This window comes from Thermococcus thioreducens (assembly GCF_002214545.1).
Lineage (GTDB): Archaea > Methanobacteriota_B > Thermococci > Thermococcales > Thermococcaceae > Thermococcus > Thermococcus thioreducens.
The window spans coordinates 1,849,243-1,875,592 of the sequence record NZ_CP015105.1; the positions used below are offsets into that span (position 1 = coordinate 1,849,243).

Here is a 26,350-nt window from a genome sequence, read left to right on the forward strand (position 1 = left end):
AAGAAAGCTCAGGAAACCGAGACACTGAAGGTCGCCAGGATTCTCAGGTACGAGCCGTCGATGCCGTTCATGTAGTCCCTTATTTTTCCTCCGGTGGCCCACCTGTCCTGCCCGGCGAGGACTATGACAACCTGTCCCTCGGCCCAGACGTTGGTCTTGACGAACATGCCCCTCTCTCCGTTTCTCACCGCACTCTGCTCGCCGGGGGTTAGAACCTGCATGACGTAGCCACCAACGCCGTCGTAGGCGTCGGGCCCGCCGAGGATTATGATTATCCTCGAGTCCCTGTAGGCCTCGAAATCGTCGGCGGTAGCGCGCTTCACCGAGAGGCCAAATGCACCCAGCTGTGAAGCCAGCAGGTTGCCCTTGATGCCCCAGTCTATGTCGTTGGAGAGGATAACAACCTCGGGCATCTGGACTGGCCTGTAGTTCAGGGTCCAGTCGACCAGCTCCCTGAGAACCGAGAGCTCCCCCTCACTGCCGGCCTCAAGCTCCAGGGAACTGTAGACGGCACGGTAGTTCCCATCGGTGGCAAGTATTCCACCGCTGTAGTCACTGGTGCGGGCTAGAAGCATCGGGACGTAGCCCCTGAGGGCATGGAGGAGCCTGACGCGCTCAAGGAGCTTCCTCTCGATGGGAATCTCCGCCACCATGCCGTTGTAGCCCATCACAACACCCCTGTCCGTAACATCCATGGAGGAGAGAATCCCCGGCAGAACCATCGACGCCGAGAGCGAGAAGTTGAACTGCACACCAGTGATGTTCTTAACGGACTCGCCCATTTCCCTCATCCTGAGACTGTTCTCCGAGGCGAAGCGTGAGACGCTCCTCTTGGCCATGCCGAAGTGGGTTGGCGAAAGCACGCACTGCCACCCAACGGTGGAGTAGGTGCTAACATCGATTGTGCCGCCGTTGAACGGCCCCCTGTCTGAGAGCATCAGTGAGTAGCCGGTGTTTACGTACGGAACCATCACAGAGGCCTGGGTGAGGTTTAGTTCCCCCCTGGCCGCATCCGCAATGGCCAGCGAGTCAAGGCCAAGGAGTTTCGCTAGGCTCGGCGGGTCCTCTGTACCTCCGACGTGCTGGGGGTTGGTAGCATCGAATAGGTTCCCCGCCGTGACCACAAGGCCGGCGTGGTGAGTTTCAAGATAGTCCCCAAGGACTGAAATCTGATCCTCGGAGAGGCCCCAATCCGGGAGCCAGAGGTTCGAGAGTATAACTGCCTGGGGCTGGAAGCTCTGCAGGGCATTGACGAGCTCATCGGGGGAGACTATCTTTATGTTGTAGTACTTGGCCAGACCCTCCCAGTGATGGTCCGAGAGCATCCAGGGTTTCAGGCGGGTTAAAGGCTTCGCGACGGCCTCAAAGTCCGAGAGGTTGTAGTGGTAGAAGCTCCGGGAGACGTTAAACTGTGCCATCAGCGAGTCCAAGGACTTTTGAAAGGCCATTGCCTCAACGGAGGGGTCAACTATCAGAACCTTCGGCCCATCGGGATTGGCAACGTAGTACGAATAGACAGGGCTGTAGGACACGTGCCCCTCGACGTCAGTGACCACTATCTTGAACTCTATCCTGCTCCCCGGCGGTGCCCCCGGCAGGTTTATCTTGCGGTAGAAGACGTAGAAGTCCTGACTCTCACCGTAGAAGCGGCGTATTATGGACTGATAGAGCGACCAGTTCTCACCGGCAGCGGCCTTTTTAACATAGGCCTGCTTCCAGTCACCGTCGTTTACTCTGTAGTATGCCTCAACCTTGCCCTCACCCACCGTGACCCCAAAGTCATCGGCTATGTAGAAGTACACGGTGAACTCCTCGTAGGGACCAACGACAAAATCCTTGGGAACGTTACCCATTATTATTATTGGCGGCCTCAGCTCCGAGACTATTACGGCTGAGGAGGCTGGTGGAAGGAGCATACCGAACAGCAACAGCATTGCAAAAACCGCTTTGAGCTTATTCATTACGCGCTCACCAGCATAAAGTAACGCCTCCGGACTATTTATATTTAGCCCGAAAGATTTAAACGGGTGGACAAATAATCCACGCCCATGAAAAAGTGGCTTCCAACACTGCTGGCACTCTCGCTCATCGCCGGGTTTCTCGGCGTCTACATCGGCTCCGTCAGCCTGACCCCCTCGGACGTAACCGCCAGTATGACCTATGGAGTAAAATCAGCCATGTCTGAGTTATTCCCCTCAATAAACCCCGGTGAGAGGCCGAAAGCCTTCATCATAGTGTGGGAGCTCCGCCTTCCCCGGGTTCTTCTGGCCTATCTGGTCGGACTTTCCCTCGCCTCTGCGGGCGTTGCCAGCCAGGCGCTCTTCAGGAACGCCCTGGCTGATCCGTACATAATAGGCGTGAGCGCCGGAGCCGGAATAGGCGCCGCTCTAGGAGCTATCTACGCACCTGCACACATGGGGACACTCGCACTCATATCGGCGGTTCTCTCGGTGCTCGTAGTTTACACCGTCTCCAGGGTCGACGGCCACGTTCCAGTTGATACACTACTCCTAGCGGGCATAGCCTACGGCTTTCTGGCCAGCGCAATAACGTGGTATCTCATCATAAGCCAGGGAGAGAAAGCCCATATAACATGGATGTGGCTAATGGGAACGTTCAACGGCTCAAGCTGGGGCGACGTTGGTGAGATGTTTATCGTTGCACTCCTCGGCGTCGGGTTCCTCGTATGGAAGTGGAGGGAGCTGAACCTGATACTCCTTGGCGAAGAGAGCATCGCCCTCGGCCTCGACCTTCACCTCTACCGCAAGCTCTTCATAGGAACCATAGCCCTTCTGACAGCCTTTGCCGTCTCCACCGCAGGGATAATCGGCTTCATTGGCCTCGTCAGCCCGCACATAATGCGCCTCCTCCTCGGCCCAAACCACAGAAGCCTTACCCCCGCGAGCGCCCTCTTCGGAGGCGTTCTCCTCGTTTTCGCTGACTTACTCGCGAGAACGGTTGCAAAGCCAATGGAACTGCCCGTTGGAATTATAACTGCCCTCATGGGGGCGCCCTTTTTCCTCTACCTCCTGATGAAGCACAAGAGGGGTGAGCTGTACTCATGAAGGCGCTTGAGGTTAAAATTTCCTTCGCCTACGGTGAGAGGGACGTTCTCCGGGAGGTGGAGTTCACCGCTGAGAGGGGAGAGCTTTTAGCCATAATCGGCCCCAACGGTGCCGGGAAATCAACCCTCCTCAAGTGCCTGGTCGGGATTCTAAGGCCCGAAGGGAGGGTGACCTTCGACGGGACGAACTTGCTTGAGCTTAAGCCCAGGGAGAGGGCCAAACTGATAACCTACGTCCCCCAGAGCTCCTTCCCCGAGTTCGCCTTCACAATAGAGGAATTCGTCGAGCTCGGCACATATGCAACGAAGGGAAATGTTGAGGAAGCCCTGAAGAGGGTCGGCCTCTGGGAACGCAGAAATGAGCAGATAACCGCTCTGAGTGGCGGTGAATATCAGCTGGCCCTGATAGCGAGGGCTTTAGCCCAGGGCAGCGAGGTGGTTCTCCTGGACGAGCCGACGAGCCACCTCGACATAAACCGCGCCCTTGAGATAATGGAGCTCCTTAAGGGAATGAGCCGGGAGAGAATTGTCATAGCCGTTCTCCACGATCTCAACCTGGCCCTCCGCTATGCTGACAGGCTGATGCTCCTCCACAACGGACAGAAGCACTGGGAAGGAAAACCGGAGGAGCTGAAGCCCGAGATCATCGAAGAAATCTACGGCGTGAAGGCGAGGATAGCAGAGGTCGATGGTCACAGGGTTCTTCTAGCTGGGATTTGAAAGCCCGTATAAGAGACGGCCGGGAAGAGGTCAGTTATGTTCTTTACCTCTTACTCAGGCTCCAAACGAACGAAAGGCCCATAAGTTTTTCCGAGCTTTAAGAGTAAACTTTATAAGTTACCATTAAGCAATAGCATGTGGAGTTCACAATGGTGAGAAAGCAACCTCTGTTAGTGGTTCTACTGCTGATTCTCCTGGGAGGAACCACAGTAGGGGCTTTGAACTACACGGCAGGCAACGAAGACTCCGTAACCAGAATCCTTGGTTACGACGTGTACAAAATAGAAGGCTCAGGCAACTACATCATCTACTACCCTCTACCCAACGGAAGCGTTAAAGTGCTGAAGAAGGGAAAAGCCGGCAGCTTCTTCCCGACTTTCGTCAAAGTACCCAGGCACGAGTGGATAAAGGAACTCTCAACGGACGAGAAAGCCCTCTACGCCCCACCAACTCCCCTAATACTCTACATCACGAAGGACGGAAAGCTGGGAGTGAAAAGCATAACCTCAAGCAGAATCAAGCTCGAAAGCGAAAAGACGCTGAACCTGAAGGGGGACTATCAGGTTCAGGCAAAGGGTTCGTGTCCACGGGGCTGGATAGACTTTGGAGGAAGGTACTGCCTCAACCCCCAATGGGACCTGTACTTTGACAGCAGGGCAAAGGCAAAAACCTTCGACGAATGGGTTTCAGTGATGGGATTGAAGATTGAGAATTGGGCCACAGAAAAAGTCGATTTTGACTGGCACCTTGTGCTCAGCAAGAGCACCTACAGCTACTGGACGGTCGGGATTGATGTAGGGCCGTTTACGGTTCTCAGCGTATCCAAGGGACACCACTTCGAGGGATGGGCACTTGATGTATACTACAAAACAAATGGCCCAGTCCCTATTTATTCTAGAACATGGGAGAGGTATCTTAGCATTAGGGTAGAGTATATAGTGGCCCACGCCAAAGTCCCTGCATACGATAAACTCACGAAAAGGTATGTGGACATAGGGATAGTACAGACATACCCAATCAAGATCCACAGCACCGGAGATTACAACATTAAAGAGCTGGGAGAAGGATGGAGGTTCGAAAAATCCGCAGGACAGAATCCTCCAAAAATTACGAAGACTCCCAACATCTGGAGCATCTCAAGAGAGGCAGAATGGAAGAGAAAGTGGATTGGTAATACTGGAAACTGGGAGGAGGCAGTATTCATAAAGCAGCTTCAGGCCAATTCACTTTCCTCCAAGTCAAGTCTGAGCATCCCAATAGGCTACGCCGCTGGAAATTATCTCACGGGTATAAGCCCAACCCTCGGAAAACTGGCCAGCGCACTCAGCCTGACATTTGGATTTCACAAGTATATGAACGCTGTATCAATTGCAGTGTACGATGTGGACATCAAACCAAGAAAGAACTGCTACTCTATGTACAGCGTTCTGGGTGTAAATGTTGGAACGGAGAGGATAAAGGTAAACGTTCCAGTGGTATTCAGTATCATAACGGACGGTGGGTCGTCATCTCCCCCTTGCAATCCAAGAACCGGTGTATGTGTAGAATCTACGAGCCCGCGGGAAAGATAAGGGAACTAACTCTTCTTTCTATTTTTCAAATATCCAGCAACCGCCGTGCGAACAGAGGTTTCTATCACATGAGAGTACGCAATGGGAAAGACAGCCCAAGGATTCGGAACACTGAACAATTAAAGACAGCCCAGGGATACCACAGGGTTCTTCTCGCCAACCTCTAGCAAAGGTTTAAAACCCGGTGTGAGAAGATGGGTCAGGGGTGAGAGAATGGAAACTAAGAAAACCGGTACCACCACAGTAGGAATAAAGGCCAGGGACGGTGTCGTTCTGGCCGCTGATACTCAAGCCTCACTCGACCACATGGTCGAGACCCTCAACATCAGGAAGATAGTCCCCATCACCGACAGGATAGCGATAACCACCGCAGGAAGCGTTGGCGACGTTCAGGCCCTGGCGAGAATGCTTGAGGCTGAAGCCAGATACTACCAGTTCACCTGGGGCAGGCCCATGAGCACCAAGGCCATGGCAAACCTGCTCAGCAACATACTCAACGAGAACAAGTGGTTCCCCTACCTCGTCCAGATAATCATAGGCGGCCACGTTGAGGAGCCGACCCTGGCGAACCTCGACCCGATGGGCGGCCTCATCTTCGACGACTACACCGCAACCGGCTCGGGAAGCCCCTTCGCCATAGCCGTCCTTGAGGATGGCTTCAAGAAGGGCATGAGCGTCGAGGAGGCAAAGGAGCTCGCGGTCAGGGCCGTCAGGACGGCCGGAAAGAGGGACGTCTACACCGGCAGCAGGAAGGTTCAGGTCGTCGTCATAACGAAGGGCGGCATGAAAGAGGAGTTCGTTGAGTTCAAAGAGTGATGTTCAAAGGTTGCACCAAAGCCCTTTTTAATTCCCTTTTCGAGTTGATAGCATGCAGAAGCCTTCGAGAATCCTCACCGTCCTCGCTCTCATACTCCTTCTCCTGCCCACGTTCTACATCGCTGAGAAGGTAACGTTCACTCCAGACAGCGTGCTCAGCCAGGTAAACGGGATTCTTGATCAGGTTCAGGAGATAAGGAACCTAACCTTCAGGGAGAGGCCGAAGGTAGTCGTTCTGACCAAGGATGAGGCCTTGGCTAAATGGAAGCCCGGCAAAGCCGACCTTGAGAGGATGAAAATAGAAGAGCTGACCTACAAGATGACCCTCCTCCTTCCTCCGGACTACCAGTACATCAAAAAGGAAACCGAGAGGAGCGCCAACTGGATAGCCGCAACGGTCGGGGACACGATATACATAATCCAGGAAAACTTCATGTCAAACCTCGACGTCGCCCAGAGGACGATAGCCCATGAGAGCGTCCACGTGCTCCAGAAGCAGTGGTTCAATGCACGCTATGGAGCTGACACCTACGACGGGACGATAGCGATCCAGTCACTAATCGAGGGCGATGCCGACCTGGTTGCCGACCTCTACTGTGAGAGAAACGGGATACCCATATACAAGATACGCTCGCTGAGCGGGAACCCCCTAGCTGACCTTCACATCTTTCCCTACGTCTTCGGCGACCGCTTTGTGAGATACCTCTACGAGAAAGGCGGCTGGGAGCTCGTTAACGAGGCGTACAGCAGGTACCCGGTCTCGGTGCAGCAGGTCATGCACCCGGAGCTGTACCTCGAAAACGTTACACCCATCAACGTCACCTTGGGTGCACCGCCTAACTCACAGATTCTCAAGGAAGACAGGCTCGGGGAGTACTACGTTTACCTCCTCCTCAGGGACGTTGCGAAGCTTGACAACGAGACCGCCTGGAGCGTTTCAAGTGCGTGGCGCGGGGATAAGCTCCTCCTAACCCAGAACGTGAGTGCCTACCTCCTCCAGTGGAAGCTCGTCTTCTCAAGCGAGAACGCCGCGAAGACCTTTGGGGAAGTCCTCTCCAAGCTCGCGGAGGGAAACACCTACGCGAACTACACGATAAGAATCGACGGAAGCTCCGTTCTCCTGATCGCCGAAAGGAGGGACTGATATGAAGCTTGTCTGCCCCATCTGTGGAAAAACCTACGAGGAACCTGTTCAGAGGTGTGAATGTGGCGAGCCGGTGGAGTTTGAGACGTTTAAGGGAGAACCATACATAGGAAAGAGCGTCTGGGAGAGGTTTTGGGATTTCTGGCCGGTGGAACCGGCACTGGAGCTTTCCCTCGGCGAGGGCGACACACCGCTGATTAGGTCGAAGCTCGGCAAGGAGCTCGGCGTAAAGCTCTATCTCAAGAACGAGACGGCTAATCCAACGTGGAGCTTCAAGGATAGGGGGACGTTTCTGGCGATGAGCTACGCGGTTAAGGTCGGCTACAAAGCCGTTGGGACTGTATCGACTGGCAACATGGCGGCGAGCGTTTCGGCATACGCTTCCCGCTTTGGATTGAAGGCGAAGATTCTGGTTTCAGAGAGCGCGAGCGACGAAAAGCTGAAGGCCGTTTCGGTGTACGGTGGCGAGGTCATTAGAGTTCGCGGCGACTACGGAAGGCTCTACTTCGATAGCATGAAGCTGGGAAAAAGGCTCGGCGTTTACTTCATGAACTCAGACAACCCCTTCAGAGTGGAGGGCTACAAGGGCATAGCATTCGAGATAGCTGAGGAGATAAGCCCTGACTACGTTCTGATTCCAACGAGCTCGGGCGGACTCTTCCGGGGAGTCGCCAAGGGATTCATCGAGCTCCACGAGAGCGGACTCATCGATAGGGTTCCCACCCTCATCGCCGTCCAGGCTGAGGGCTGCTCACCGATATGCAGGGCCTTCCGTGAAGGAAAAATAAGAATAGAGCGCTTTGAAACCCCTAAAACGATAGCCAAGGCCATAGCCACCCCATCCCCGCCGAGCGGGAACGCCGTGCTCAAACTCCTCCGCGAGTTTGGCTGGAAATGCGTTTCAGTGAGCGACGACAAAATCCTTGAAGCCCAGAGGAAGCTCGCCGGTGAAGGCCTCTTCGTCCAGCCGGCCAGTGCGACTGGAATTGCCGCGCTGAAGAAGCTCGAACTTCCGGAAGGGGCCAAGGTAGTCTCAATACTCACCGGTTCCGGGCTGAAGACTCTCTCGACGACAGGGCAGGGTAAGGTGAGGGAATGTCATCTTGAAAGGCTGGAAAACTGCATCAAAAATGATTCATAAAGAAGCGTCTCGCCCGCTGCCTGTTCCCCTCATTTTTCTCGGACAGCAGATCAGGGTTCTCCGCAAATAGGAACTCATAAAAGCGCTTCAGGAGGAGCATGGCTCCAGCATAAAGCCACACAAAGAACGCGGCGATACCGTTGGTAAAGTAACCCCAGAAGAGTAGCGTCCCGACTATAACGCCGAACGAGAGGGCGATCATGAGCCTAAGCAGGAGCGCATAGCCGTAGCGCTCCATCAATAGCCCAAAATCCACACCACTCACCAAACATTTACAACGGTGTAAATGTTTATAAGTTTTACTCCTGCTCAAAGTCCAGAAGGAAATAGCAATGAGTAAAACCGAGCAAAACGTATAAACGGGAAAGGACACAGCAACACAGGTGATACCATGCTCGCTGGAGTTGGCCTGATGCCCCACGGAAACCCGGTTTTAGAGCCCCCAGATGAAGATACGAGAAGGCTCGCAGATGTCCTGAAGAAAATTGGGAGAACTTTCGCCGGTGTGGATTCCTACGTCCTCATAAGCCCCCACAACGCTCGTATGAGCGAGCATCTTGGCGTTATTTTAGCCGAAAACCTCGTCTCGTGGCTCGGCTTTGAGGGGAAAGTGATACCTGGCGAGTGGAAGACCGACCGCGAACTGGCTGAGAAAATTTACAGAGAGGAGAAAGACGCAGGAATGCCTGTCGTTGATTTGAACTTCGCTTCCCTTAGCGGGGAATATTCAAGATGGCCGTTAAGCTGGGGCGAACTCATACCGCTCCAGTTCCTTGAAAGAAAACCGCTGGTCCTCATGACCCCGGCGAGAAATCTTAGCAGGGAGATGCTAGTTAAGTTCGGCGAAACGCTTGGAGATATCATCGAGGTAAGCGGGAAGAAAGTAGCGTTGATAATCAGCGCAGACCACGGACATGCACACGACGAGAAAGGACCCTATGGCTACAGAAAGGAGAGCGAAACCTACGACAGGCTCATCATGGAGCTGATTAACGAGAACCGCCTTGAAGAGCTATTAAAAATCCCCGAGGAGCTCGTGAGGAATGCCTTAGTTGACAGCTACTGGCAGATGCTCATAATGCTCGGGGCAATGAGAAATGCCGAATTCGAGCTTAAAGATTCAGCCTACGCCTGTCCGACCTACTTTGGCATGGCGGGGGCGCTGTGGGTGAGGAAGGTTTAAATGGACAACGAGTTTACATGTCCATGGTGATTCCATGTCATCAACAAAGCATGTTCAGACTGAGATAGATGAAAGTCTTTACTCAATGCTAAAAGCCCTCTCCCTAAGGGAAAAAAGACCCATAAAGGAAATCCTGCGGGATGCAATAGAGGAGTACCTGCGAAAAAATGCGAATTTAACCGAGGAAGAGATTTCAAAAGACCCAATATGGGACGCCTTTGGGGTTGTCGCGCTGAAGGGCAAAAGGACCAGCCGTGATGAGGACTGGGGAGTGGTTGAATGGCGAAGCCATTGAAACCCGAGCTATTTTACATGGACACAAGCGCGATGATAGCACTTCTCGTTAGGGACGACCCGGAGCACGAAAGGGCGCTGAGCTTCTTCAGAGATGCCGTCAGAGGGGGCTCGGTCTTTGTAATCGGAAGACCAACATTGATGGAGTTCCTGAACGGTGTTGCGAAGCACGTTGGAAAGGACGTAGCCGAGGAGCAGTACCGGCTCTACACGTCGAGCAGGTTTATATTCATAGAAAAGGAGAACGAGGCAGACTGGACGAGGGCCTGGGAGCTCTTCTTCAAGTACCGAGACCAGCGGGGGATAGACCTCTTTGACAGCTTAGCTTTCGCGATAATGGAGAGGCTCGGAATCAGGAAAGCCTTTACCTTCGACAGCGACTTCGTTGTTCATGGGTTCACAATGCTACCCTGAGAGACTAAAGGACGTCAAAGCTGATCTCCAAAAGCTCCTTGCTCCTCCTAAACCTAACTTTCCTGATTTTTATCTCCCCTATCTCCCCAGTAGTTGAAGTGTGCTCCTTGTTGCACGCGTTCACATTCCAGCCTTCGATAACGACGACCCTGAGGGTTCTTATCTCCTCCGGAATCGGGAAGAGGTCGTACATGTCCTCGCCGAAGCGCTCCTCGGCCTCTTCCCGCGGAAGCTCGTAGACCCGAACCGGGACGTTTTCTTTTACCTTCTCGTTGGCAAGGCGCTCTATCTCGGCGATTTCTTCGGGCGTCGGCTTCCGGTCGAACTTGACCGTTAATCTCCCGTGGTTCCCACTAACATAAACGCTCGCTGTCCACTTGGCGTTTTCACCCAGAACCTTCACAACTGCACCTTTGAGGACGTGAAGAGCGGTGTGGGTTCTAACCTCCACCGGCAACATAGGCGTCATAAAACCTTTGGGGAGGACCTATTAACTGTTGCGGCGACCGTAGTAAGATACGCTGGGTTATTAACCAGCCGGGTAAATTCAAACGGAGATTATCCAGCGGCGCTTGAATGTTTTTCAGTTCACTTAAGTCTCCACCGAATAATTCACGCCAGAAGCTTGCACCATTAAACAAAAACCGTTATAAATGCCAAAAACGATACACCAGTGCCAGGTTAAAAATTTTTGAGGTGGTCATCATGGCCGAAAAGAAGAGAAAGAGGGTTCTCATTTTGGGTGCAGCAGGTAGGGACTTCCACAACTTCAACGTGTTCTTCCGCGACAACCCGGAGTATGAGGTTGTAGCTTTTACCGCCACCCAGATACCGGACATCGAGGGCAGGCTCTATCCACCTGAACTTGCCGGCGAGCTCTACCCGAACGGAATTCCGATCTGGAGCGAGGACGACCTTGAGAAGATAATCAAGGAGCACAACATTGACATAGTTGTCTTCGCCTACTCCGACGTCTCCCACGAGCACGTCATGCACCTGGCCTCTCGCGCTCACTCAGCTGGCGCTGACTTCTGGCTCCTCGGCCCGAAGAGCACCATGCTCAAGTCCAGCAAGCCGGTCATAGCGGTCACCGCCGTCAGAACCGGGTGTGGAAAGAGCCAGACCAGCAGGAAGGTCGCCCAGCTTCTCCAGGAGATGGGCTACAAGGTCGTCGCCATAAGGCACCCGATGCCCTACGGCGACCTCAGGAAGCAGGTCGTCCAGCGCTTCGCAAGCTACGAGGACCTCGACAAGCACGAGTGCACCATCGAAGAGCGCGAGGAGTACGAGCCCTACATCGACAGGGGCATGGTGGTCTATGCCGGCGTTGACTACGAGAAGATCCTCCGCGAGGCCGAGAAGGAGGCAGACATAATCCTCTGGGACGGCGGAAACAACGACTTCCCGTTCTACGAGCCGGACCTCTGGATAGTAGTTACGGACCCGCACAGGCCCGGCCACGAACTCAAGTACCACCCAGGTGAGACCAACTTCCGCGCCGCTGACGTTATCATCATCAACAAGATCGACACCGCCAACAGGGACGACATCCAGAAGGTCCGTGAGAGCATCGAGAAGGTCAACCCGAACGCCATCGTCATCGACGGTGCCTCACCGCTCTACGTCGACAAGCCGGAGCTCATCAAGGGCAAGCGCGTTTTGGTGGTTGAGGACGGCCCGACCCTCACCCACGGAGGCATGAAGTACGGTGCAGGCTACATCGCCGCCAAAAAGTACGGGGCTAAGGAAATAGTCGACCCGAGGCCCTACGCCGTTGGCTCAATCGTCGAGACCTACAAGAAGTACAGCCACCTTGACGTCATCCTTCCCGCTATGGGCTACGGCGCCAAACAGATCAAGGAGCTTGAGGAGACCATCAACAGGGCCGATGCAGACGTCGTCATCATGGGTACCCCAATCGACCTTAGGAGAGTCATGAAGCTCAACAAGCCGGCCGTTCGCGTCAGGTACGAGCTTGAGGAGATCGGCGAGCCGAAGCTCAGGGACATCCTCAAGGAGTTCGTCGAGAAGTGCGAGAAGCTCAAGAAGTGATTTCTTCAATCAGAAGAAAACTTTTTATTCTCTTCTTTTGTACTTCATACCGGTGATCCCATGGTAGATGAAGGAACGATATTCGTATTTGTCGGGTGCTCTGGCTGTTGGGTCTCATTGGACTGATAACAGCAATATGGGTTGTCTATGATGTCCTTGCAAAGCAGACGAAGATGGACACAACCCAGAAACTTATCTGGATCCTCGTGGCCTTGTCCCTCTGGCTCATAGGCGCAATAATCTACTACATCATAATCAAAAGAGAGCACAAGTACGAGGAGACGCCGGAAGAAATCCCCAGTAGCTACGACGAGCCGTCCATCTACTGACCGGAAGCCTTTTTAGGCATGATGACCAACACACTCTGCCCGGGGAGTGCCGCCGAAGGCGGAGCCGATGAGCTTGGGCGGGTTATTACCCCCTTTGTGGCTGTTCTGGAGCGTTAATGACCAATTGTTCTCTCAAAAGCCTCACCATTCAGGGCAGGGAAGAAGTCAGCCCTTCTCGCTTAACCGTCAGGATAAAAGAGTCGTTTCTCCCTCTGAACTCGCCGGGAGAAATCACTACTGGGCTTATCAGCTCACCATAGTGAAGAAGAATCTCAGTTGAGACCTCAATCACATCGTCAAAGGGGACGTCTCCAACTATCAACACGTCTACCTCGCTTTCCTCGTCATGGTTTCTTCGCATAGGAACTGAAAACAATAATGTAGTGGGTTCCATAATGGCATATTTAGAACTAGAAACACTCATGAAAGTTATGGAAACCCTGTTTGAATACTCAAATTGAGTACCAGTTGTCTCTTTAATCGTCACGGTGGCAACGGAAATAAGTTACCGCAGTCTCAAGCCGCTTCGAGCAGGAAGAAATGCTCAAAAAACTTGCCGAGAAAATGTGTGAAAAGCTCGGGGGCTCATAGCAAGATGATCAAAAGACTAAGCCCGCATAACCCAGTACCTTTCCTTTCTCAGCCCTTTCTTTTTCATCTCCTCGAACTTTTTCTTGGCCATGCCATAGAACCCGTTGTCGTGCAGAACTATCCCTTCCCTCATAGCATCGAGGGCAGATGGTGAGAGGTTTTCGAGCGCCTTCAAGAACTCCCAAGGAGTGTAGGCGATTATATCCACGTCCAAAAATTCCTTGTTCAGCTCGTAGAGAGGGCGCGTCCTCTGGAGCGGGTTCCCTATCAGTTTTTTCGAAATTACCACGAGATCGTAATCGCTTGCCCTGTTGAAATCACCCCTCGCTCTCGAACCGAAGAGGATTATAGTAACGTCACCATCGAAGTAATCCACGAGTCTTTTGACGAAAGGCTCAAGTTCTCCCCTCATTCACGAGCCCCCTGATGAAGTCCAAGATTTTCTCGGCGTTGGAGATTAGTTCCCTCGCCACGTCTTCGGAATAGTATTCGAAGGGAGATCCTTCGGGATAGGCATCGGGGTATCTTGGGGCGATGTAATTCCTGTCAAGCTCCATGGCAGCGTAAAAAAGCTCTCTGGGGACTTCAAACCCCTCGTTCCTCAGTTCTCTGAGCAAGCGTGTTATCGAGTGCCCAATTGGCGCCAGCCCTAATCCCCTCAACAGAGCTTTCACGGCAAGTTCAGCCGCCTGCTGGGCTTTAAAGCTTGCCCATTCGTAGTCACCACCATCCAAATCCCTGAGTGCCGATTTTAGTGTCCTCTCCGCCTGCCTCATCCAGCGCTCATACTCACTAAGCTTCATCATGATGAGGGATACGGCAGGCAGTATTTAACGCCTTCGCTATGTTATACCCTCCGGGAGGAGGGAAATACATAAATACCCGGAGGGAGGAGGGAAATGAATCCTGCCGGTATCTTGGGGCTCCTGGGAGTTGTACTGTATTTTGTGGCTATATTGGTTATAGATTTTCTAAGAGTCCACCCTTCTCCAAACGAGTGTAACTCTAAAGGATGCGCAAAGACTGGCATGAACTACGGGCTTAGTTTGATAGGCATTGCGATAGTCGCTTTCACTCTCATAGCACCTATGTTTCTATTTCCAAATACAAAAGTCTCTTCAGGATTTATGGACTCCATGTTCCTGGCTTTTTCTATTGTATCCACTGGACTTATACTGTACGGTATTTACACGTGGAAAAGTTATAGAGAAGTGCATAAAGAACTCCTTCTCCAAGAAGCTATCGCCAAAGGCGTCGAAATCGGCATGAAAAAGGCAAAGGAAACCTGAAACTTTCCTGCGTTTCCAAATTCTACATCTTTAACGCCTTCGCATTGAAGTGCTTATAAATCCTGAGAACCCGCACTTCTCAACATTTATAAAGGTATGAGAACCGGAAGCTCTCACTCCCCCATCACCTGAACGATGACCCTCCTGTTCCTCGACCTCACGTCGAGTTCGACGAAGAAGATCTGCTGCCACGTCCCCCTCATGAGACGGCCGTTCACAACGGGAAAGCACTCGCTCGCGCCGAGTAGCGTGGCCCTCAGGTGGCTGTGGGCGTTGTCGTCTATCCTGTCGTGGAGGTAGCCCCTGCCCTTGGGGATAAGCTCCCTCAAAGCCCGCTTGAAGTCCTCCAGAAGACCGGACTCGTGCTCTATCGTAACTATCGCGCCGGTGGCGCCGGGTACGAAGACAAGAGCAACTCCATTTTCTATTCCAGACTCCTCGACGATTCTCTCCACCTCACGGGTTATGTCTATGAGGTCAACCTCTCCCCGGGTCTGAAACCTGAGCTCCCTTGTGAGAACCTTCATGCAACCACCCGATGAGAACTCCAAGGGCAAACCCTATTAGGTTTGCGCCCATGTCTGCGAAGGAGAACGTTCTCCCCGGAACGAAGAGCTGAAAGAACTCCAGTAGAACCGGCAGCGGGAGCAGATACACCCACAGTGACCGCCCGAGGAGACCGAGGAGGGCGAACTCGAAGAAATGCACGAGTTTGTCCCCGTTTTGGACTGGGGAGGATGGAACGCTCGGTGTGATGTTCAGGAAAATAAGCAGGATAGTGTAAACCACAAGGAGTCCGCGCTTCAAAGGTTTTTCACCAGCCTCTTGAGTTTCTCAACGACCTCTATGGGATGCTTTCCAAAGAGATACACGAGGGGCTCCACACCAAGGCCCCCGATGTCGATAACGGCATCGTAGGAATCCTCACGGAAGGCCTCCGCGATTGTGCTCACAGCCTCCTCCTCCTCACTCAGTCCGCCGGTTTTCACCCTGGTGACCTTGAAGCCGGCCGCTTCGATGGCCTTTTCCACGTCCGGCCCGTACCTGATGTTGAGAACGCTCCGTATCTCCGGCCTGATCCCAGCCAGCTTGACGAGTATTCCCGCGGTAAAGGTGCTCGCTCCAAATTCCGGTGGCAGGGCAAAGGCCTTGCCTTTAACGGCGGTTATCCTCCCGGGGATGGCGGCGACGTCCTCAATGCCCCCAGGCGATGGGAGAGCGTAGGCAAAGTTGCTCCTGACCTCCGGGATGAGCGAGGGAAAGCCTTCGTCCTTGAGAAGCTCGTTGAGCGCCATGTTTAGAACCTCAAGTATCTCGCCGCGGCTGGAACCTATGGAGAACAGCGAGCGGCACGCCTCCTCGCCCACTCCCGCATATTCAGCGTAGAACCTGCACAAGAAGCCGTTCTGGAAGAGCTCAAAGAATCTCCTCGCCACGAGAAGGACAGCGTCCTCACGGCGCCCCCCGAAGAGAATGAACTTGGATACCTCGCTGGCGATGTCCTCCAGCTTCCGGGCAACTTCTTCAGGGGGTGTTTTGTATTTCCCGGCCAGATACTTGCTCACCATAGCCTGTGTTATACCCAGATACTCAGCTATCTGGGACTGCTTCATCCCCTCACGGTAAAGCCTCTCCGCTATCTTTGCCCTCAGAAACGGCATCAGCTCCTCGGCGATGTAAACGCTCGGCGTCCTCATGCTACCACCCTAAAACCAGGTTATTGGATTTTCGAACCCATGCTTAAAGCCTTACTCGACAATTTTATGTCAAAAAACGTTTAAAAACCCATCGATTTTTACATCGGAAGGGCTTCTATGGACTGGAAAGGACGCGACGTGATAAGCGTTAGGGACTTCTCCAAGGAGGATATCGAGTTCGTTTTGGATGTTGCAGAAAGAATCGAAACGGAACTCAATGAGAAGGGCTCGCTCGACTACGCGAAGGGAAAAATCCTCGCGACGCTGTTCTTCGAGCCGTCGACGAGGACGAGGCTGAGCTTTGAGAGCGCCATGCACCGCCTCGGCGGTTCAGTAATTGGGTTCTCCTCCGCCACAAGCACGAGCGTAAAGAAGGGCGAGAGCCTCGCGGACACCGTAAAGACGGTCGAGCAGTACAGCGACGTCATCGTGCTAAGACATCCAATGGAAGGGGCGGCGAGGCTGGCCGCTGAGGTAGCGGAGATACCGGTGATCAACGCCGGCGACGGAAGCAACCAGCACCCGACTCAAACTCTACTTGACCTCTACACGATAAAGCGGGCCTTCGGGAGGATAGACGGCCTGACCATAGGCCTGCTCGGTGACCTCAAGTACGGGAGAACCGTCCACAGTTTAGCCGAGGCTCTGGCCTTCTACGACGTCGAGCTCTACCTGATTTCGCCGGAGCTTTTGAGGATGCCGAGGTACATCGTCGAGGAACTCCGCGGGAGGGGCTTAACCGTTCACGAAACGACAGACTTGGAGGGAACGATCCCGGAGCTGGACGTCCTCTACGTCACCAGAATCCAGCGCGAGCGCTTCCCGGACGAGCAGGAGTACCTCAAGGTCAAGGGCAGCTACCAGGTCAACTGCGCGGTTCTGAAGAGGGCCAAGGAGACACTCAGGATAATGCACCCACTCCCGAGGGTCGACGAGATACACCCCGAGGTTGACAGGACGGAGCACGCACTCTACTTCAGGCAGGTCTTCTCAGGTGTGCCAGTCAGGATGGCTCTCTTAGGGCTTACACTTGGCGTTCTGGAGGGGGTTTGAATGGCCGAACTCAAGGTTACCGCGATTAGAGAGGGAACCGTCATAGACCACATCCCGGCCGGGAAGGGGCTGAAGGTCATCGAGATACTCCGCCTCAACAGGCCAAACGGAGGAGTTCTCCTCCTCGCCTCGAACGTCCACAGCGGGAAGCTCGGAAGGAAGGACATCGTCAAGATAGAGGGTAAGTTCCTGAGCGAGGAGGAGGTCAACAAGATAGCCCTCATCGCCCCGACGGCCACTGTGAACATAGTGCGGGACTACAGGGTGGCCGAGAAGTTCAAGGTCGAGACTCCCGATGAGATAACCGGAATCCTCCGCTGTGCCAATCCAAACTGCGTCAGCAACCACGAGTACACCGTTTCAAAGTTCCACGTCGTCTCAAGGGAGCCCCTAAAGGTGCGCTGTCACTACTGCGAGAGGACGATGGAAGAGGAGGAAATACTGGGCAACCTCTGAGCCCTTTCTAGGTTTCATTTTCACTCCAGCAGGTAAGGAACGCGCCTTAACACTGGTATTGTGGCCGCCAGTCCAACAAAGACGTCAATGGCACTCTGTATCACGTTCGGAAGTCCTATGGCAACCCAGAAGGGAACCCCAGTCCATGCCTCAACCGTCTCGACAACCTTCTCCTGGGGAACGCCCAGCCATATCTCAAGGGCCACGTAGTAGTTGAGCGCTACCATCAGGGGGACCCTGACCGCGATGCCTATCAGGAAAGCCAGAACCGCAAAGGCCATGGTTCTCCTTCCGCTCGCGTTCTCGAAGTCAAAGCGGGTGAACCTTCTGGACACCTCCAGCCCAATGAGAACGCTGAATGTTGCGGTGGCCTTCATCATGCTTCCCAGCCAGCTCGCCGAGGATATAAGCCCCAGTCCCACGAACAGCAGGAATACCGCGATTATACCTCCGGCGAATCCCGTGAGGAGGTAAGCCATTATTATGGGAACCGCCACGAGGTCTATTTTCATGCCCCAGACGGTGGGCATCTCCACTGGAATAACCTCCAGCATGAGCGAAAGCCCGAGCATCATTCCGATTAGGGCTATCTCCCTCGAACTCATTCTCATGGTCAAACCCCGGTGCGGATTTTGTTCCGCAATTTATAAATTTTTGTTCCGTATTTGGAATATCGGACCAGGAACCCAGAAAGAACCCTTAAAAGCAGAGCCCTGGAGATACCTTGGGAGGGACTATGTTCACGGTCGAGGGGATATCAGAGCTGGTCAGGGGGATAAGGCGTGAGAACGGCTTTCCCGACAGCCCGTTCAGGATAGACGAGGTTCGCTACGACGAGGAGGAGGACAAGCTCTTCATAATCGCCCACGACAGAACCGACAAGAGCGTCGTCATAGGCAACAGCTTCGTCATCGGGAAGCTCCGCGAGAGGCTTGGAGTTAAGCAGGTCACCGTCTACTCAAACCTCGATCTGGAGATAAAAAGGGAGAAATTAGAGAAAGCCGAAAGGCTTGTTAAGGGGACAGAGCTTGAGTTCCTCCTCCCGATAATCGAGGCGGAGAAGAGGTTTCCACCGAGGAAGTGGCCCGACATCAGAGGAGACATCAAAACGCTCGTCTTCCTGAGCTTCAGCGCGAAAGCCCTGCTCGGCTTTGCCGAGCGGCTGAACCTTCCCTACGAGGCCGTTGGAATAAGATATTCCTTCCCGAGACTAAAGTACGAGCCTATCAAAGCTGAACCCAAAGAACTATTCTTTCCGGACGAAGGAAAACTGGTCGCCCTCGCAGAGGAGAGAGGAGCAAAGCTCGTCTTGGCGGATTTTCCCTTCGGCCTTAAGTCTGAGGGAGGGATTTATCTTCTCAATCCTTTCCGACTACTCCATATCGGCTTCTTCGAGCTGAAGTACCTGTTCGGCTCCGATATGCCGACCGTTTACGATAAAAAGGCGTTGATTAGATTCGTAACTTCCCTTACCTACGAAGGACTGATGGAGTCAACTGACGGGGCAAATCTAATCTGGAGGATGTGGAGAAAATGATAGTGGGCGTCGTTGGAAAGATAGCCGCTGGAAAGACGACTGTCGCGAAGTTCTTCGAGGAGAAAGGCTTCTGCAGGGTTTCCTGCAGCGACCCCCTGATAGACCTGCTCACCCACAACGTCTCGGAATACTCGTGGATTCCGGAGCTGCCGGAGAAGGCCGAGCCCACCAGGGACAGGCTCATAGAGTTCGGGAAGTACCTGAAGGAGGAATATGGCGAGGACATACTCATAAGGCTCGCCGTGGACAAGATGAGGCACTGCGAAAAAGTAGTCATAGACGGCGTTCGCTCTCGGGAGGAGATAGAGGCCATCAAACGGCTCGGCGGAAAGGTCATCTACGTCGAGGCAAGCCGGAAGGTAAGGTTCGAGCGCCTGATGAAACGAAAGGCGAGTAAGGACAAGGGCATAAAGAGCTTTGAGGACTTCAAGGCCATGGACGACGCCGAGGAGCGCTTATATCACACGAGCGAGCTGAAAGGCTTAGCCGACTACGTGATAGTCAACGAGGGAACCTTAGAAGAGCTGAGGGAGAAGGTGGAAAAGATAATTGAAGATGTCGCGGGGAAGGTTTAAAGGGAGTTTCACCAAAGAAGATTGGGTGGAACCATGGAGGAGATCATAGAGGCCGTGTACGAGAACGGCGTTCTGAAGCCCCTAAAAAAACCCCATCTGCGCGATCATGAGAAAGTGAGGATAAAAATCATCGAAAGGGACTTAGATGAACTCCTTGATTCAATGGTCATCAGAAAGGTTGGGAAAATCGACTATAAGCGCCTGAAGGAGGCGTACTATGAGTCGTTCTGAAGTCTTTGTGGACTCATCGGTTTTCGTTGGTCTGCACCTTGGGGATCCACGGGCAAAGGCGCTCGTCAAGAAAGCCATAAATAAAGGACATACTCTGGTCACGAACCTGGTAGTGTTTTCAGAGACAGTTTACAAGGTCATGTTTACCCTTGCCATTCAGGACGGCCTTAAAGGGGCATATGACCTCAAAAAGCATTTGAGAGACTACACTTTCGTGTATGGAAGGGTCAAGACAGCGCTTGAGGAACTCAGCGAGGCAGGGTTTTTGAAAATCGTCCCCATAAGCGAAAACACGATGAAGCTCGCATCCCAGCTTGGAGAGGACTATGAACTCCTACCAAACGATTCCCTCATCGCCGCGACGTGCAAAGAGCGTGAAATTGATCTGATTCTGACGTTTGACTCCGACTTCAAGAGGATTCCCTTTCTAAAAACCTTCGAGGGATGAACCATGAACCTCCTCATCATAGCCCCCTGCCTTTTAAGCCCCTTCTACGTCTACCGCGGGCCTAAGGAGAAGGAGTATGAGACGGCCAGACTTTTGAGGGAGCTGATTGGAGAGCTCGGCGAGGACTGGCAGGTTCTCGCCTATCCCTGCCCCGAGTTCGAGGCAATGGGATGGCCAAGGGCACCTGCAAGCAGAGAAGTTTACGAGAGGCTCGGTATGCGCGAGAGGGCGAAGGTAATAGCAGACTTCATAGGGCGGGTTATAACCGAGGAAAGGCCGGAAAAGGTCGTCTTTCTCGGCGTTAAAGGCTCCCCGACCTGCGGCGTCTTCCACACGAGTTCGAGCGATCCGGAAGGCTATCCCTACAGGACCATGCAGGAGTTCTTCTACCTGAACAAGGAGGAGAGGCTGAAGCGTTCGAAGGAGCTGGTGATGGAGCAGAACTTCAGGCTCGTCCAGATGCCCGGAATACTGTTTGAAATTCTAATGGCGAGGTTCCCGGAGGCGGTTTACGTCGAGTTCGATAAGGAGGATATCGAGGGAAGCATCGAGGAGTTGAGGAATTCTTTAAACCGAGGATAACGGGAGGACACGGGAAATTTGACGCCATCATGCCCTCGCTATTGCTCCCCTCACCAGCCTCTCAGCCTCCTCCATAAGCTCCTTTGCTTTCTCCTCGGTGTGGGCCTCCAGGGTTATGCGCATTATCGGTTCTGTTCCACTCGGCCTGAAGAGAATCCACCAATCACCGTTCTCAATCCTGACGCCGTCTATGTCTATGAGCCTCTTGTAATCGAAAGTCTTGAGGGCTTCCCTGGCGATTATCTCCATCGCTTTAGCTTTCTTCTCGTTGGGGCAGGGTATCTTTTTCCTTAACGTCACGTAGCGCGGGACTTCTTTAGCGAGTTCGCTAAGCGGGCCGAGCCTGTCAATCATCTCAAGAACTAAAGCACCGGCGAAGATGCCATCGGGAGTCAGGTTCCACTTGGGCATTATCCAGGTCCCGCTCGGCTCGCCGCCGAAGACGCCGCCGTGCTTTGCCAGCTCCTCCGCGACGGCAACATCACCCACGCGCGTTCTGATGACCTCCCCACCAAGTGGTCTGACGTAGTCGTCGAGGGCAAAGCCCGCATCGACCGTCGTCACAATCTTGCCCTTCCCGAACTTCCTCAACATGTAGCCGGCTATAAGCGAGAGCATGACCTCGTACTCCACGAAGTTTCCCTCGTCATCGACTACTCCAATCCTGTCGGCGTCGCCGTCGTGCGCTATCCCAACGTCGGCCTTTATGGCCTTGACGGTCTTCGCCAGCATCGAGAGACTTTTAGCGTTCGGCTCAAGCTCCCTGACAAAGAAGCCGCTCGGGTGGGAGTTGAGCGAGATAACCTTATTTCCGAGCTCACGCTGGAGGTATGGGGAAACAACGCTCCCGGCACCGTTGCCGGAGTCAATGACGACGGTGTAGGGGTTATCGAGGTGAACCATCTCAAGGGCTTTCCCTATGTACTCCTCCCTCGGGTCTGCCTTTCTGAGCGTTCCAAGTTCATTCCATGGAGCTTTTTTGAAGTTCCCGGATTCGAGAATGGCCTCAAGTTTGTCCTCCATTTCTGGAGTATATGCCATCCCGTTGGCCTGCCACACCTTTATTCCGTTGTATTGAGGGGGGTTGTGGCTGGCCGTTATCGTAACGCCCGCCCCTGCCCCGTAGAGCTTGATGGCGAAGCCTGTCAGGGGCGTTGGGGCCAAACCGATGTCTATAACGTCTATTCCCACCGATAGAAGCCCGCTTATTAAAGCCCTCTTCAGCATCTCGCCGCTCGTCCTTGTGTCCATGCCAACTACAACCGTCCCGGTTTCGAGGTAAGTTCCCAGAGCCCTGCCAACACTGAGGGCAAGCTCGGGGGTCAGCTTTTCGTTGACGACCTCTCGAATACCGCTGGTTCCGAAGTACTTCCCCATGGTGACCACCTGTGAGAATGATGTAACCAGTCAGAAGGTAAAAGCTATAATTTTTTCGTCGATTGAAGAAACGCAAAGTGGAAAGCAGAAAAAACAGCTCACTTCTTCACGAGCCTGTATATACCCACGGAAACCTCGTAGGAATCGACGTTCATTGGAGCCTTGTAGTCTATCCTCACCTGGAATCTCTGGGAAGAGCCGTAAATCATTTTCCCACCTTCGGATTCCGTTAGAACGTTCCCGTTCTCGTCGAGGATGCTTATCTTTTCGACTGTGCCTTCACTTTCCGCCTTTATCAGGTACTTTCCGGGCTCAAGGACGTTGGAGAGGTAGAAGAAGTCTCCGCTGACGGTTTCGCTTTTGACCTCTACAGGAACCTGGTCGTAGGCGTTTTCGTAGTAGTACTGCATTCCAAAGACCCCGATGATGCCAATGAGTATCAGCAGAAAGAATCCACCGACGAGTTTCTTGATAATCCCCATTTTCTCACCTCCTTCACTCCTTTTCAAGTTCGACTATCTTCACAGCATCCCCAAACTCCCCAGGAGAAAGTTCTCCGGAGAGGGCCTTCAGGAGAGCGTTGCTGGAAACGGAAACGCTGACGTTCCTCTCTCCGAGATAGAGGATCTCAACCCTTTCCACCCAGGGAGCGTCCTCCAGTATAGCAAGGCTCATCCTGGCGTAGTCCCTCCAGAAGGAGTCCTCTCCAGCAAGATACTCAAGGGAAACACTCGCTGTATCGTTCGTGACGGTTACATTGTGCACGAGTACATCGAAGAGGCCTAAGTCAGTCTCTATCCTGAACTCCGGCCTTCTAATGTCCTCAAAGACCGGATTGTCGAAGTCGCCGTTTTCTATTGTTAAAGCTAAGATGGGCTCCTCCCCGAAGTAAGCCTCCACCCTGATGTTCTCCGAGCCGTTTTCATGCTCCTTCTTCGCGAGGGCATACGCCACACCTATCAGGCTTTCGTCAATGACTTCTGTTTTGAACCGAATGACCGTCCCGCTGTCAGAGGTGAGCACGGTGACGTTCTCAGCTATCGTTGTAGATCCTTCCGTTCCCGTGGAGGACGGGGTTTCGGTAACGCCGGAAGTCTCTCCAAGGCTGTTCGTCACGTTCTTGGCGGTGTCTATGAGTTGTTCGGGGCTTAGGTCGTCTGGAATCTGGAAGTCCCAGTTGAGGTACAGGTAGGCACCTACGATTAGGAGGAGTACCAGGAGCAGCTTCCCCTTCATATTACCCCCTCCTCGAAGAGCTTGTTGATGTAGAACCGTACCCTCGCTTCCTGGCTCTTAAAGTCGCCCTTGGAGTTCCTGTCGAGCATGTTGACCCTGTGCATCCCCATGGTGGTGTCACTCATCCCCTCTATCGTGTTCCTGATGACCTCGCGGTACTTCATGCCGGCCTTTTTGTAGCGAATGGCAATCTCCGCAGTTTTTTCAAACTCCCACCTGTAGTCTTGAGCAAGGGTCTTCTTTATTGCCACGCCCATCGAGTTGAGGGCAATCTCTATAGGCTTCGTCCCGATGTTTGAAGGTACGGCGTTTTTGTAGGGCGACATCGCCTTCTCGCGGTTCTCTATGTCGGACATGCCGTTGTAGAGCGAGGCGCTCCTCTCGTCCACGTGCAGGTCTTTGGCGGTCTTCTTCACCATTTCATCGTCTGAGAAGACGTTGACCTCCTTGTCGGCCTTGAAGTAGTCCTTGAAGAGCCCCAGTGGCTTGGGAAGGTAGTTTGCTACTTGATCGATGAATGTATCGAGGGCCTTGTTGCCGTAGTACTTGGCCTTCCAGCCAAGGACTGAACCACCACCAGAATAGTCCGGGTTTGAGTTGACCACCCTGACGACCTCTCCCTTCGGCGTTTTGATGACCATAAAGCCGCCCCATTTTTCGCCGAGTCCCTTGAGCTTCTCGTTGGTATCCTTCATCCTCTTAACTGCCTCCTGACTCAGACCGGTTCCCGAAGTGCTTCCTGCCCCGGAGACATCAACGGAGGCATTCACCGGAACCCTTACCGTGCTGTTGGGTATCCTGCTCAGGTAGAGGTTCAGCAGAACCGGGGCGATGCCCTCAAGGTTGCAGGCGTTTGTCCCCTCCTGGTAAGACGCCTCCGCGGTTACCCAGTAGTGGTCGTTAACCAGAGCCACATAGGTGTGCTTAATCGACGTGAACCCGCGGCCATCGAAGTACTTCTTGGTATACACGAACTTGAGGTCAGCGTACTCGGATCGCTCGCTAAACTCGTAGTGGTAGGATATTGTCCCCTCCTTCTCACCGCTCCAGAAGCCTATGAGATCCTCCTCTCTGTCTGTGTAGTTCTTTCCCTGCTTGATGAACCATCTGAACTGCTCCACGGCCTCGTTATCGGTGTAGTATGTGACCATGACCTCGATGTAGTTATTGTAATCGGGGCTGTGGTTGGCGCACATGAAGTCCTGATAGAAGTTGATGTAGTTCGAGCCCTCCCATCCGCCTCCCCCACCACCGTAGGAGATTATCAATCCAAGAGAGTTAGCTTCCTCCTTGGTTATCGAGGGCAACTGCTCTGGAAACCGGGAGGCAGAAACGGGTAAGGCAAGTAATAGCATAACTCCCAGGAAAAGGACGGGTTTCTTTAACATCATGCCAACCTCCGAAGAATCCCCAGAAACAACCTCGCGAGCAGGAGGAAAACTATAACTGCCCCAACAAGCAGGAAAAGCCCAAGTAATGGGCCAAGAACCTTCAAGCCCGTAAGTGGTTCAGGGGACATATATTCACACTCCCGATAAAACCTATCTCGCAGAAAAGGAAAGCGGGACAGGTTTTGCTTTTAGCATGTTACACATTAATGGGCAATAAGACTTTCGGAAAAGAAAATTCGAAATTGAAGAAATTAAAGGTCATCTACCCGGAGTTTTTTCGCAAGTTCAACGAGTTTTCTGGCTCTTTCGGGTGAGACCTCGTTTTCAACTTTCCCATCGCGCTTTATAGAGGTGCCCACTATGAACGCATCTGCGTGCTTCCACAGCTCAGGAAGGTTGTCGTAGCTCGTTCCAGAACCCACAACCACAGGCACAGGTGAGATTTTCTTTGCGAGGGCGAGCTTTTCAACCTCGACCGGCTTTCCCGTCGCCCTGCCGCTGACAACGATGGCATCCGCTAATCCACGCTCGACGGTGTCCCTTACCGCATCCTCAAACTCGAAGAAGTGGACGGCGTGCTTGACATGGACGTCGGCGAAGACCTTTATCCCACTCGGGAGGAGCTTTCTGAGCCCTGCCAGCTCGTGGGCGATGCCCTCAATGAGGCCCTGGTCTGTGTAGGCTACACCGCTCAGCACGTTCACCCTTATGAAGTCAGCTTTAACCGCGTAGGCTATGGAGTATGAGGCAATTCCGTCGTTGCGGAGGACATTTATTCCCAGGGGCAAGCTCACCTCGTCACGGATTGCCTTGGCAACGGCTGTGAATGCCGCGACGGTCGTCTTGTCAACAAATTTTGGGAACGGGACGTCGCCGAAGTTCTCGACCATTATCGCGTCGAAGCCCGCCTCCTCCAGCGTTTTAGCGTCCCTCAGGGCGGAATCAATGACCTCATCCAAGTTCCCATCGTAGAGGTAGGAACCTGGGAGGGGTTTCAGGTGAACCATGCCTATGAGGGGCTTTCTCTCGAAGTCCATAGTACCACCGGAGATGAGACGTCAGTGAGGTAGTTAAGGGTTTTGGAAGGTGGATGCATCGATGACCAAACTTTTACATCAATGAAAAGCCTTATATAACCCACAGGAGAAGTAGAAAATAT

General features: G+C 53.3%; 34 protein-coding genes. 19 read left to right on the plus strand and 15 right to left on the minus strand.

Going from position 1 to position 26,350, the window contains the following annotated elements; all coding sequences use genetic code 11:
- Window positions 1-8: 8 nt before the first annotated feature.
- Complete coding sequence (locus tag A3L14_RS10260; RefSeq protein WP_232473339.1) at window positions 9-1,961, minus strand: hypothetical protein; 1,953 nt, start codon at window positions 1,959-1,961, stop codon at window positions 9-11.
- 87 nt (window positions 1,962-2,048) lie between these two features.
- Here A3L14_RS10260 and A3L14_RS10265 point away from each other — a divergent pair, with 87 nt between their 5' ends.
- From A3L14_RS10265 to thrC, 6 genes are all read left to right on the plus strand, one after another.
- Window positions 2,049-3,065, plus strand: a complete 1,017-nt coding sequence (locus tag A3L14_RS10265) for a FecCD family ABC transporter permease (protein ID WP_055428559.1) — start codon at window positions 2,049-2,051, stop codon at window positions 3,063-3,065.
- On the plus strand, window positions 3,062-3,784 hold the full coding sequence (locus tag A3L14_RS10270) for an ABC transporter ATP-binding protein (RefSeq protein WP_055428558.1): 723 nt from the start codon (window positions 3,062-3,064) through the stop codon (window positions 3,782-3,784). The genes A3L14_RS10265 and A3L14_RS10270 overlap by 4 nt, the downstream gene beginning before the upstream one ends.
- Window positions 3,785-3,921: 137 nt before the next feature.
- A complete protein-coding gene (locus A3L14_RS10275; protein ID WP_232473342.1) occupies window positions 3,922-5,355 on the plus strand; it encodes a hypothetical protein in 1,434 nt (477 codons plus the stop codon).
- Window positions 5,356-5,568: 213 nt separating this feature from the next.
- Window positions 5,569-6,171 carry an archaeal proteasome endopeptidase complex subunit beta gene (psmB, locus tag A3L14_RS10280; RefSeq protein WP_055428557.1) on the plus strand — a complete coding sequence of 201 codons (603 nt, stop codon included), beginning with the start codon at window positions 5,569-5,571 and terminating at the stop codon, window positions 6,169-6,171.
- A 52-nt stretch (window positions 6,172-6,223) separates the two neighbouring features.
- Window positions 6,224-7,315: a hypothetical protein gene (locus A3L14_RS10285; RefSeq protein WP_055428556.1), complete on the plus strand. Its 1,092-nt coding sequence runs from the start codon at window positions 6,224-6,226 to the stop codon at window positions 7,313-7,315.
- 1 nt (window position 7,316) lies between these two features.
- The gene (thrC, locus tag A3L14_RS10290) at window positions 7,317-8,456 is read left to right on the plus strand and encodes a threonine synthase (protein ID WP_088886137.1); all 1,140 of its coding nucleotides are present in this window, start codon (window positions 7,317-7,319) and stop codon (window positions 8,454-8,456) included.
- On the opposite strand, the gene A3L14_RS10295 is transcribed toward thrC, so the two are convergent.
- Window positions 8,440-8,721, minus strand: a complete 282-nt coding sequence (locus tag A3L14_RS10295) for a hypothetical protein (protein WP_143597829.1) — start codon at window positions 8,719-8,721, stop codon at window positions 8,440-8,442. The genes thrC and A3L14_RS10295 overlap by 17 nt on opposite strands.
- Before the next feature lie 126 nt (window positions 8,722-8,847).
- Here A3L14_RS10295 and A3L14_RS10300 point away from each other — a divergent pair, with 126 nt between their 5' ends.
- From A3L14_RS10300 to A3L14_RS10310, 3 genes are read left to right on the plus strand one after another with little or no spacing between them, the layout of a single operon-like run.
- A complete protein-coding gene (locus A3L14_RS10300) occupies window positions 8,848-9,639 on the plus strand; it encodes a DODA-type extradiol aromatic ring-opening family dioxygenase (protein ID WP_055428553.1) in 792 nt (263 codons plus the stop codon).
- A 34-nt stretch (window positions 9,640-9,673) separates the two neighbouring features.
- Window positions 9,674-9,934, plus strand: coding sequence for a hypothetical protein (locus A3L14_RS10305; protein WP_055428552.1), 261 nt, complete (start codon window positions 9,674-9,676; stop codon window positions 9,932-9,934).
- Window positions 9,919-10,347 carry a type II toxin-antitoxin system VapC family toxin gene (locus A3L14_RS10310; protein ID WP_055428551.1) on the plus strand — a complete coding sequence of 143 codons (429 nt, stop codon included), beginning with the start codon at window positions 9,919-9,921 and terminating at the stop codon, window positions 10,345-10,347. The genes A3L14_RS10305 and A3L14_RS10310 overlap by 16 nt, the downstream gene beginning before the upstream one ends.
- Window positions 10,348-10,351: 4 nt before the next feature.
- Here the strand turns inward: A3L14_RS10310 and A3L14_RS10315 are convergent, their stop codons facing one another.
- Window positions 10,352-10,807, minus strand: a complete 456-nt coding sequence (locus tag A3L14_RS10315) for an alanyl-tRNA editing protein (RefSeq protein WP_055428550.1) — start codon at window positions 10,805-10,807, stop codon at window positions 10,352-10,354.
- Between the two features lie 245 nt (window positions 10,808-11,052).
- Between A3L14_RS10315 and A3L14_RS10320 the strand changes: the two genes are divergently transcribed.
- Both A3L14_RS10320 and A3L14_RS11750 read left to right on the plus strand, forming a co-directional pair.
- Window positions 11,053-12,399 (plus strand): cyclic 2,3-diphosphoglycerate synthase, encoded by a 1,347-nt coding sequence (locus A3L14_RS10320; RefSeq protein WP_055428549.1) that lies wholly within the window; start codon window positions 11,053-11,055, stop codon window positions 12,397-12,399.
- A gap of 107 nt (window positions 12,400-12,506) precedes the next feature.
- Window positions 12,507-12,728 (plus strand): PLDc N-terminal domain-containing protein, encoded by a 222-nt coding sequence (locus A3L14_RS11750; protein WP_232473344.1) that lies wholly within the window; start codon window positions 12,507-12,509, stop codon window positions 12,726-12,728.
- A 148-nt stretch (window positions 12,729-12,876) separates the two neighbouring features.
- Here the strand turns inward: A3L14_RS11750 and A3L14_RS10330 are convergent, their stop codons facing one another.
- The 3 genes from A3L14_RS10330 to A3L14_RS10340 all read right to left on the minus strand — a co-directional run bounded on the left by A3L14_RS10330 (window position 12,877) and on the right by A3L14_RS10340 (window position 14,125).
- Window positions 12,877-13,050 (minus strand): hypothetical protein, encoded by a 174-nt coding sequence (locus A3L14_RS10330; protein WP_232473345.1) that lies wholly within the window; start codon window positions 13,048-13,050, stop codon window positions 12,877-12,879.
- 285 nt (window positions 13,051-13,335) lie between these two features.
- Window positions 13,336-13,731: a nucleotidyltransferase domain-containing protein gene (locus A3L14_RS10335; RefSeq protein WP_055428546.1), complete on the minus strand. Its 396-nt coding sequence runs from the start codon at window positions 13,729-13,731 to the stop codon at window positions 13,336-13,338.
- The gene (locus A3L14_RS10340) at window positions 13,715-14,125 is read right to left on the minus strand and encodes a HEPN domain-containing protein (RefSeq protein ID WP_198300091.1); all 411 of its coding nucleotides are present in this window, start codon (window positions 14,123-14,125) and stop codon (window positions 13,715-13,717) included. Before A3L14_RS10340 ends, A3L14_RS10335 begins: the two co-directional genes overlap by 17 nt.
- A gap of 93 nt (window positions 14,126-14,218) precedes the next feature.
- On the opposite strand from A3L14_RS10340, the gene A3L14_RS10345 reads away from it, so the two are divergent.
- On the plus strand, window positions 14,219-14,608 hold the full coding sequence (locus A3L14_RS10345) for a hypothetical protein (RefSeq protein WP_055428545.1): 390 nt from the start codon (window positions 14,219-14,221) through the stop codon (window positions 14,606-14,608).
- 113 nt (window positions 14,609-14,721) lie between these two features.
- On the opposite strand, the gene A3L14_RS10350 is transcribed toward A3L14_RS10345, so the two are convergent.
- The 3 genes from A3L14_RS10350 to A3L14_RS10360 are packed head-to-tail and all read right to left on the minus strand — an operon-like array spanning window position 14,722 to window position 16,305.
- Window positions 14,722-15,135: a secondary thiamine-phosphate synthase enzyme YjbQ gene (locus tag A3L14_RS10350; RefSeq protein ID WP_055428544.1), complete on the minus strand. Its 414-nt coding sequence runs from the start codon at window positions 15,133-15,135 to the stop codon at window positions 14,722-14,724.
- On the minus strand, window positions 15,086-15,415 hold the full coding sequence (locus A3L14_RS10355; protein ID WP_055428543.1) for a VanZ family protein: 330 nt from the start codon (window positions 15,413-15,415) through the stop codon (window positions 15,086-15,088). The genes A3L14_RS10350 and A3L14_RS10355 overlap by 50 nt, the downstream gene beginning before the upstream one ends.
- Window positions 15,412-16,305 carry a thiamine-phosphate synthase family protein gene (locus A3L14_RS10360; RefSeq protein ID WP_055428542.1) on the minus strand — a complete coding sequence of 298 codons (894 nt, stop codon included), beginning with the start codon at window positions 16,303-16,305 and terminating at the stop codon, window positions 15,412-15,414. Before A3L14_RS10360 ends, A3L14_RS10355 begins: the two co-directional genes overlap by 4 nt.
- A gap of 117 nt (window positions 16,306-16,422) precedes the next feature.
- Here A3L14_RS10360 and pyrB point away from each other — a divergent pair, with 117 nt between their 5' ends.
- Together pyrB and pyrI are read left to right on the plus strand one after the other, a co-directional pair.
- Window positions 16,423-17,358, plus strand: a complete 936-nt coding sequence (gene pyrB, locus A3L14_RS10365; protein WP_055428541.1) for an aspartate carbamoyltransferase — start codon at window positions 16,423-16,425, stop codon at window positions 17,356-17,358.
- Complete coding sequence (gene pyrI, locus A3L14_RS10370; protein WP_055428540.1) at window positions 17,359-17,814, plus strand: aspartate carbamoyltransferase regulatory subunit; 456 nt, start codon at window positions 17,359-17,361, stop codon at window positions 17,812-17,814. It begins immediately after the preceding gene.
- Window positions 17,815-17,834: 20 nt separating this feature from the next.
- On the opposite strand, the gene A3L14_RS10375 is transcribed toward pyrI, so the two are convergent.
- Window positions 17,835-18,425, minus strand: a complete 591-nt coding sequence (locus tag A3L14_RS10375; protein WP_082431953.1) for an ECF transporter S component — start codon at window positions 18,423-18,425, stop codon at window positions 17,835-17,837.
- 125 nt (window positions 18,426-18,550) lie between these two features.
- Between A3L14_RS10375 and A3L14_RS10380 the strand changes: the two genes are divergently transcribed.
- The 5 genes from A3L14_RS10380 to A3L14_RS10400 are packed head-to-tail and all read left to right on the plus strand — an operon-like array spanning window position 18,551 to window position 21,187.
- Window positions 18,551-19,351 (plus strand): hypothetical protein, encoded by an 801-nt coding sequence (locus tag A3L14_RS10380; protein ID WP_055428539.1) that lies wholly within the window; start codon window positions 18,551-18,553, stop codon window positions 19,349-19,351.
- Window positions 19,348-19,926: an AAA family ATPase gene (locus A3L14_RS10385; protein WP_055428538.1), complete on the plus strand. Its 579-nt coding sequence runs from the start codon at window positions 19,348-19,350 to the stop codon at window positions 19,924-19,926. Before A3L14_RS10380 ends, A3L14_RS10385 begins: the two co-directional genes overlap by 4 nt.
- 33 nt (window positions 19,927-19,959) lie before the next feature.
- Complete coding sequence (locus A3L14_RS10390; RefSeq protein WP_055428537.1) at window positions 19,960-20,157, plus strand: antitoxin family protein; 198 nt, start codon at window positions 19,960-19,962, stop codon at window positions 20,155-20,157.
- Window positions 20,144-20,605 carry a type II toxin-antitoxin system VapC family toxin gene (locus A3L14_RS10395; protein WP_055428536.1) on the plus strand — a complete coding sequence of 154 codons (462 nt, stop codon included), beginning with the start codon at window positions 20,144-20,146 and terminating at the stop codon, window positions 20,603-20,605. The genes A3L14_RS10390 and A3L14_RS10395 overlap by 14 nt, the downstream gene beginning before the upstream one ends.
- A 3-nt stretch (window positions 20,606-20,608) precedes the next feature.
- Window positions 20,609-21,187, plus strand: a complete 579-nt coding sequence (locus A3L14_RS10400; protein ID WP_055428535.1) for a hypothetical protein — start codon at window positions 20,609-20,611, stop codon at window positions 21,185-21,187.
- A gap of 27 nt (window positions 21,188-21,214) precedes the next feature.
- Here the strand turns inward: A3L14_RS10400 and glmM are convergent, their stop codons facing one another.
- The 5 genes from glmM to A3L14_RS10425 form a co-directional block, all read right to left on the minus strand.
- Window positions 21,215-22,564 (minus strand): phosphoglucosamine mutase, encoded by a 1,350-nt coding sequence (gene glmM, locus A3L14_RS10405; RefSeq protein ID WP_055428534.1) that lies wholly within the window; start codon window positions 22,562-22,564, stop codon window positions 21,215-21,217.
- A 98-nt stretch (window positions 22,565-22,662) separates the two neighbouring features.
- Window positions 22,663-23,046, minus strand: coding sequence for a hypothetical protein (locus A3L14_RS10410; RefSeq protein WP_055428533.1), 384 nt, complete (start codon window positions 23,044-23,046; stop codon window positions 22,663-22,665).
- A gap of 13 nt (window positions 23,047-23,059) precedes the next feature.
- Complete coding sequence (locus A3L14_RS10415) at window positions 23,060-23,800, minus strand: hypothetical protein (RefSeq protein WP_055428532.1); 741 nt, start codon at window positions 23,798-23,800, stop codon at window positions 23,060-23,062.
- Window positions 23,797-25,191 carry a hypothetical protein gene (locus A3L14_RS10420; RefSeq protein WP_055428531.1) on the minus strand — a complete coding sequence of 465 codons (1,395 nt, stop codon included), beginning with the start codon at window positions 25,189-25,191 and terminating at the stop codon, window positions 23,797-23,799. The genes A3L14_RS10415 and A3L14_RS10420 overlap by 4 nt, the downstream gene beginning before the upstream one ends.
- Window positions 25,192-25,442: 251 nt before the next feature.
- Window positions 25,443-26,228: a BtpA/SgcQ family protein gene (locus tag A3L14_RS10425; RefSeq protein ID WP_055428530.1), complete on the minus strand. Its 786-nt coding sequence runs from the start codon at window positions 26,226-26,228 to the stop codon at window positions 25,443-25,445.
- Between the last annotated feature and the right edge of the window lie 122 nt (window positions 26,229-26,350).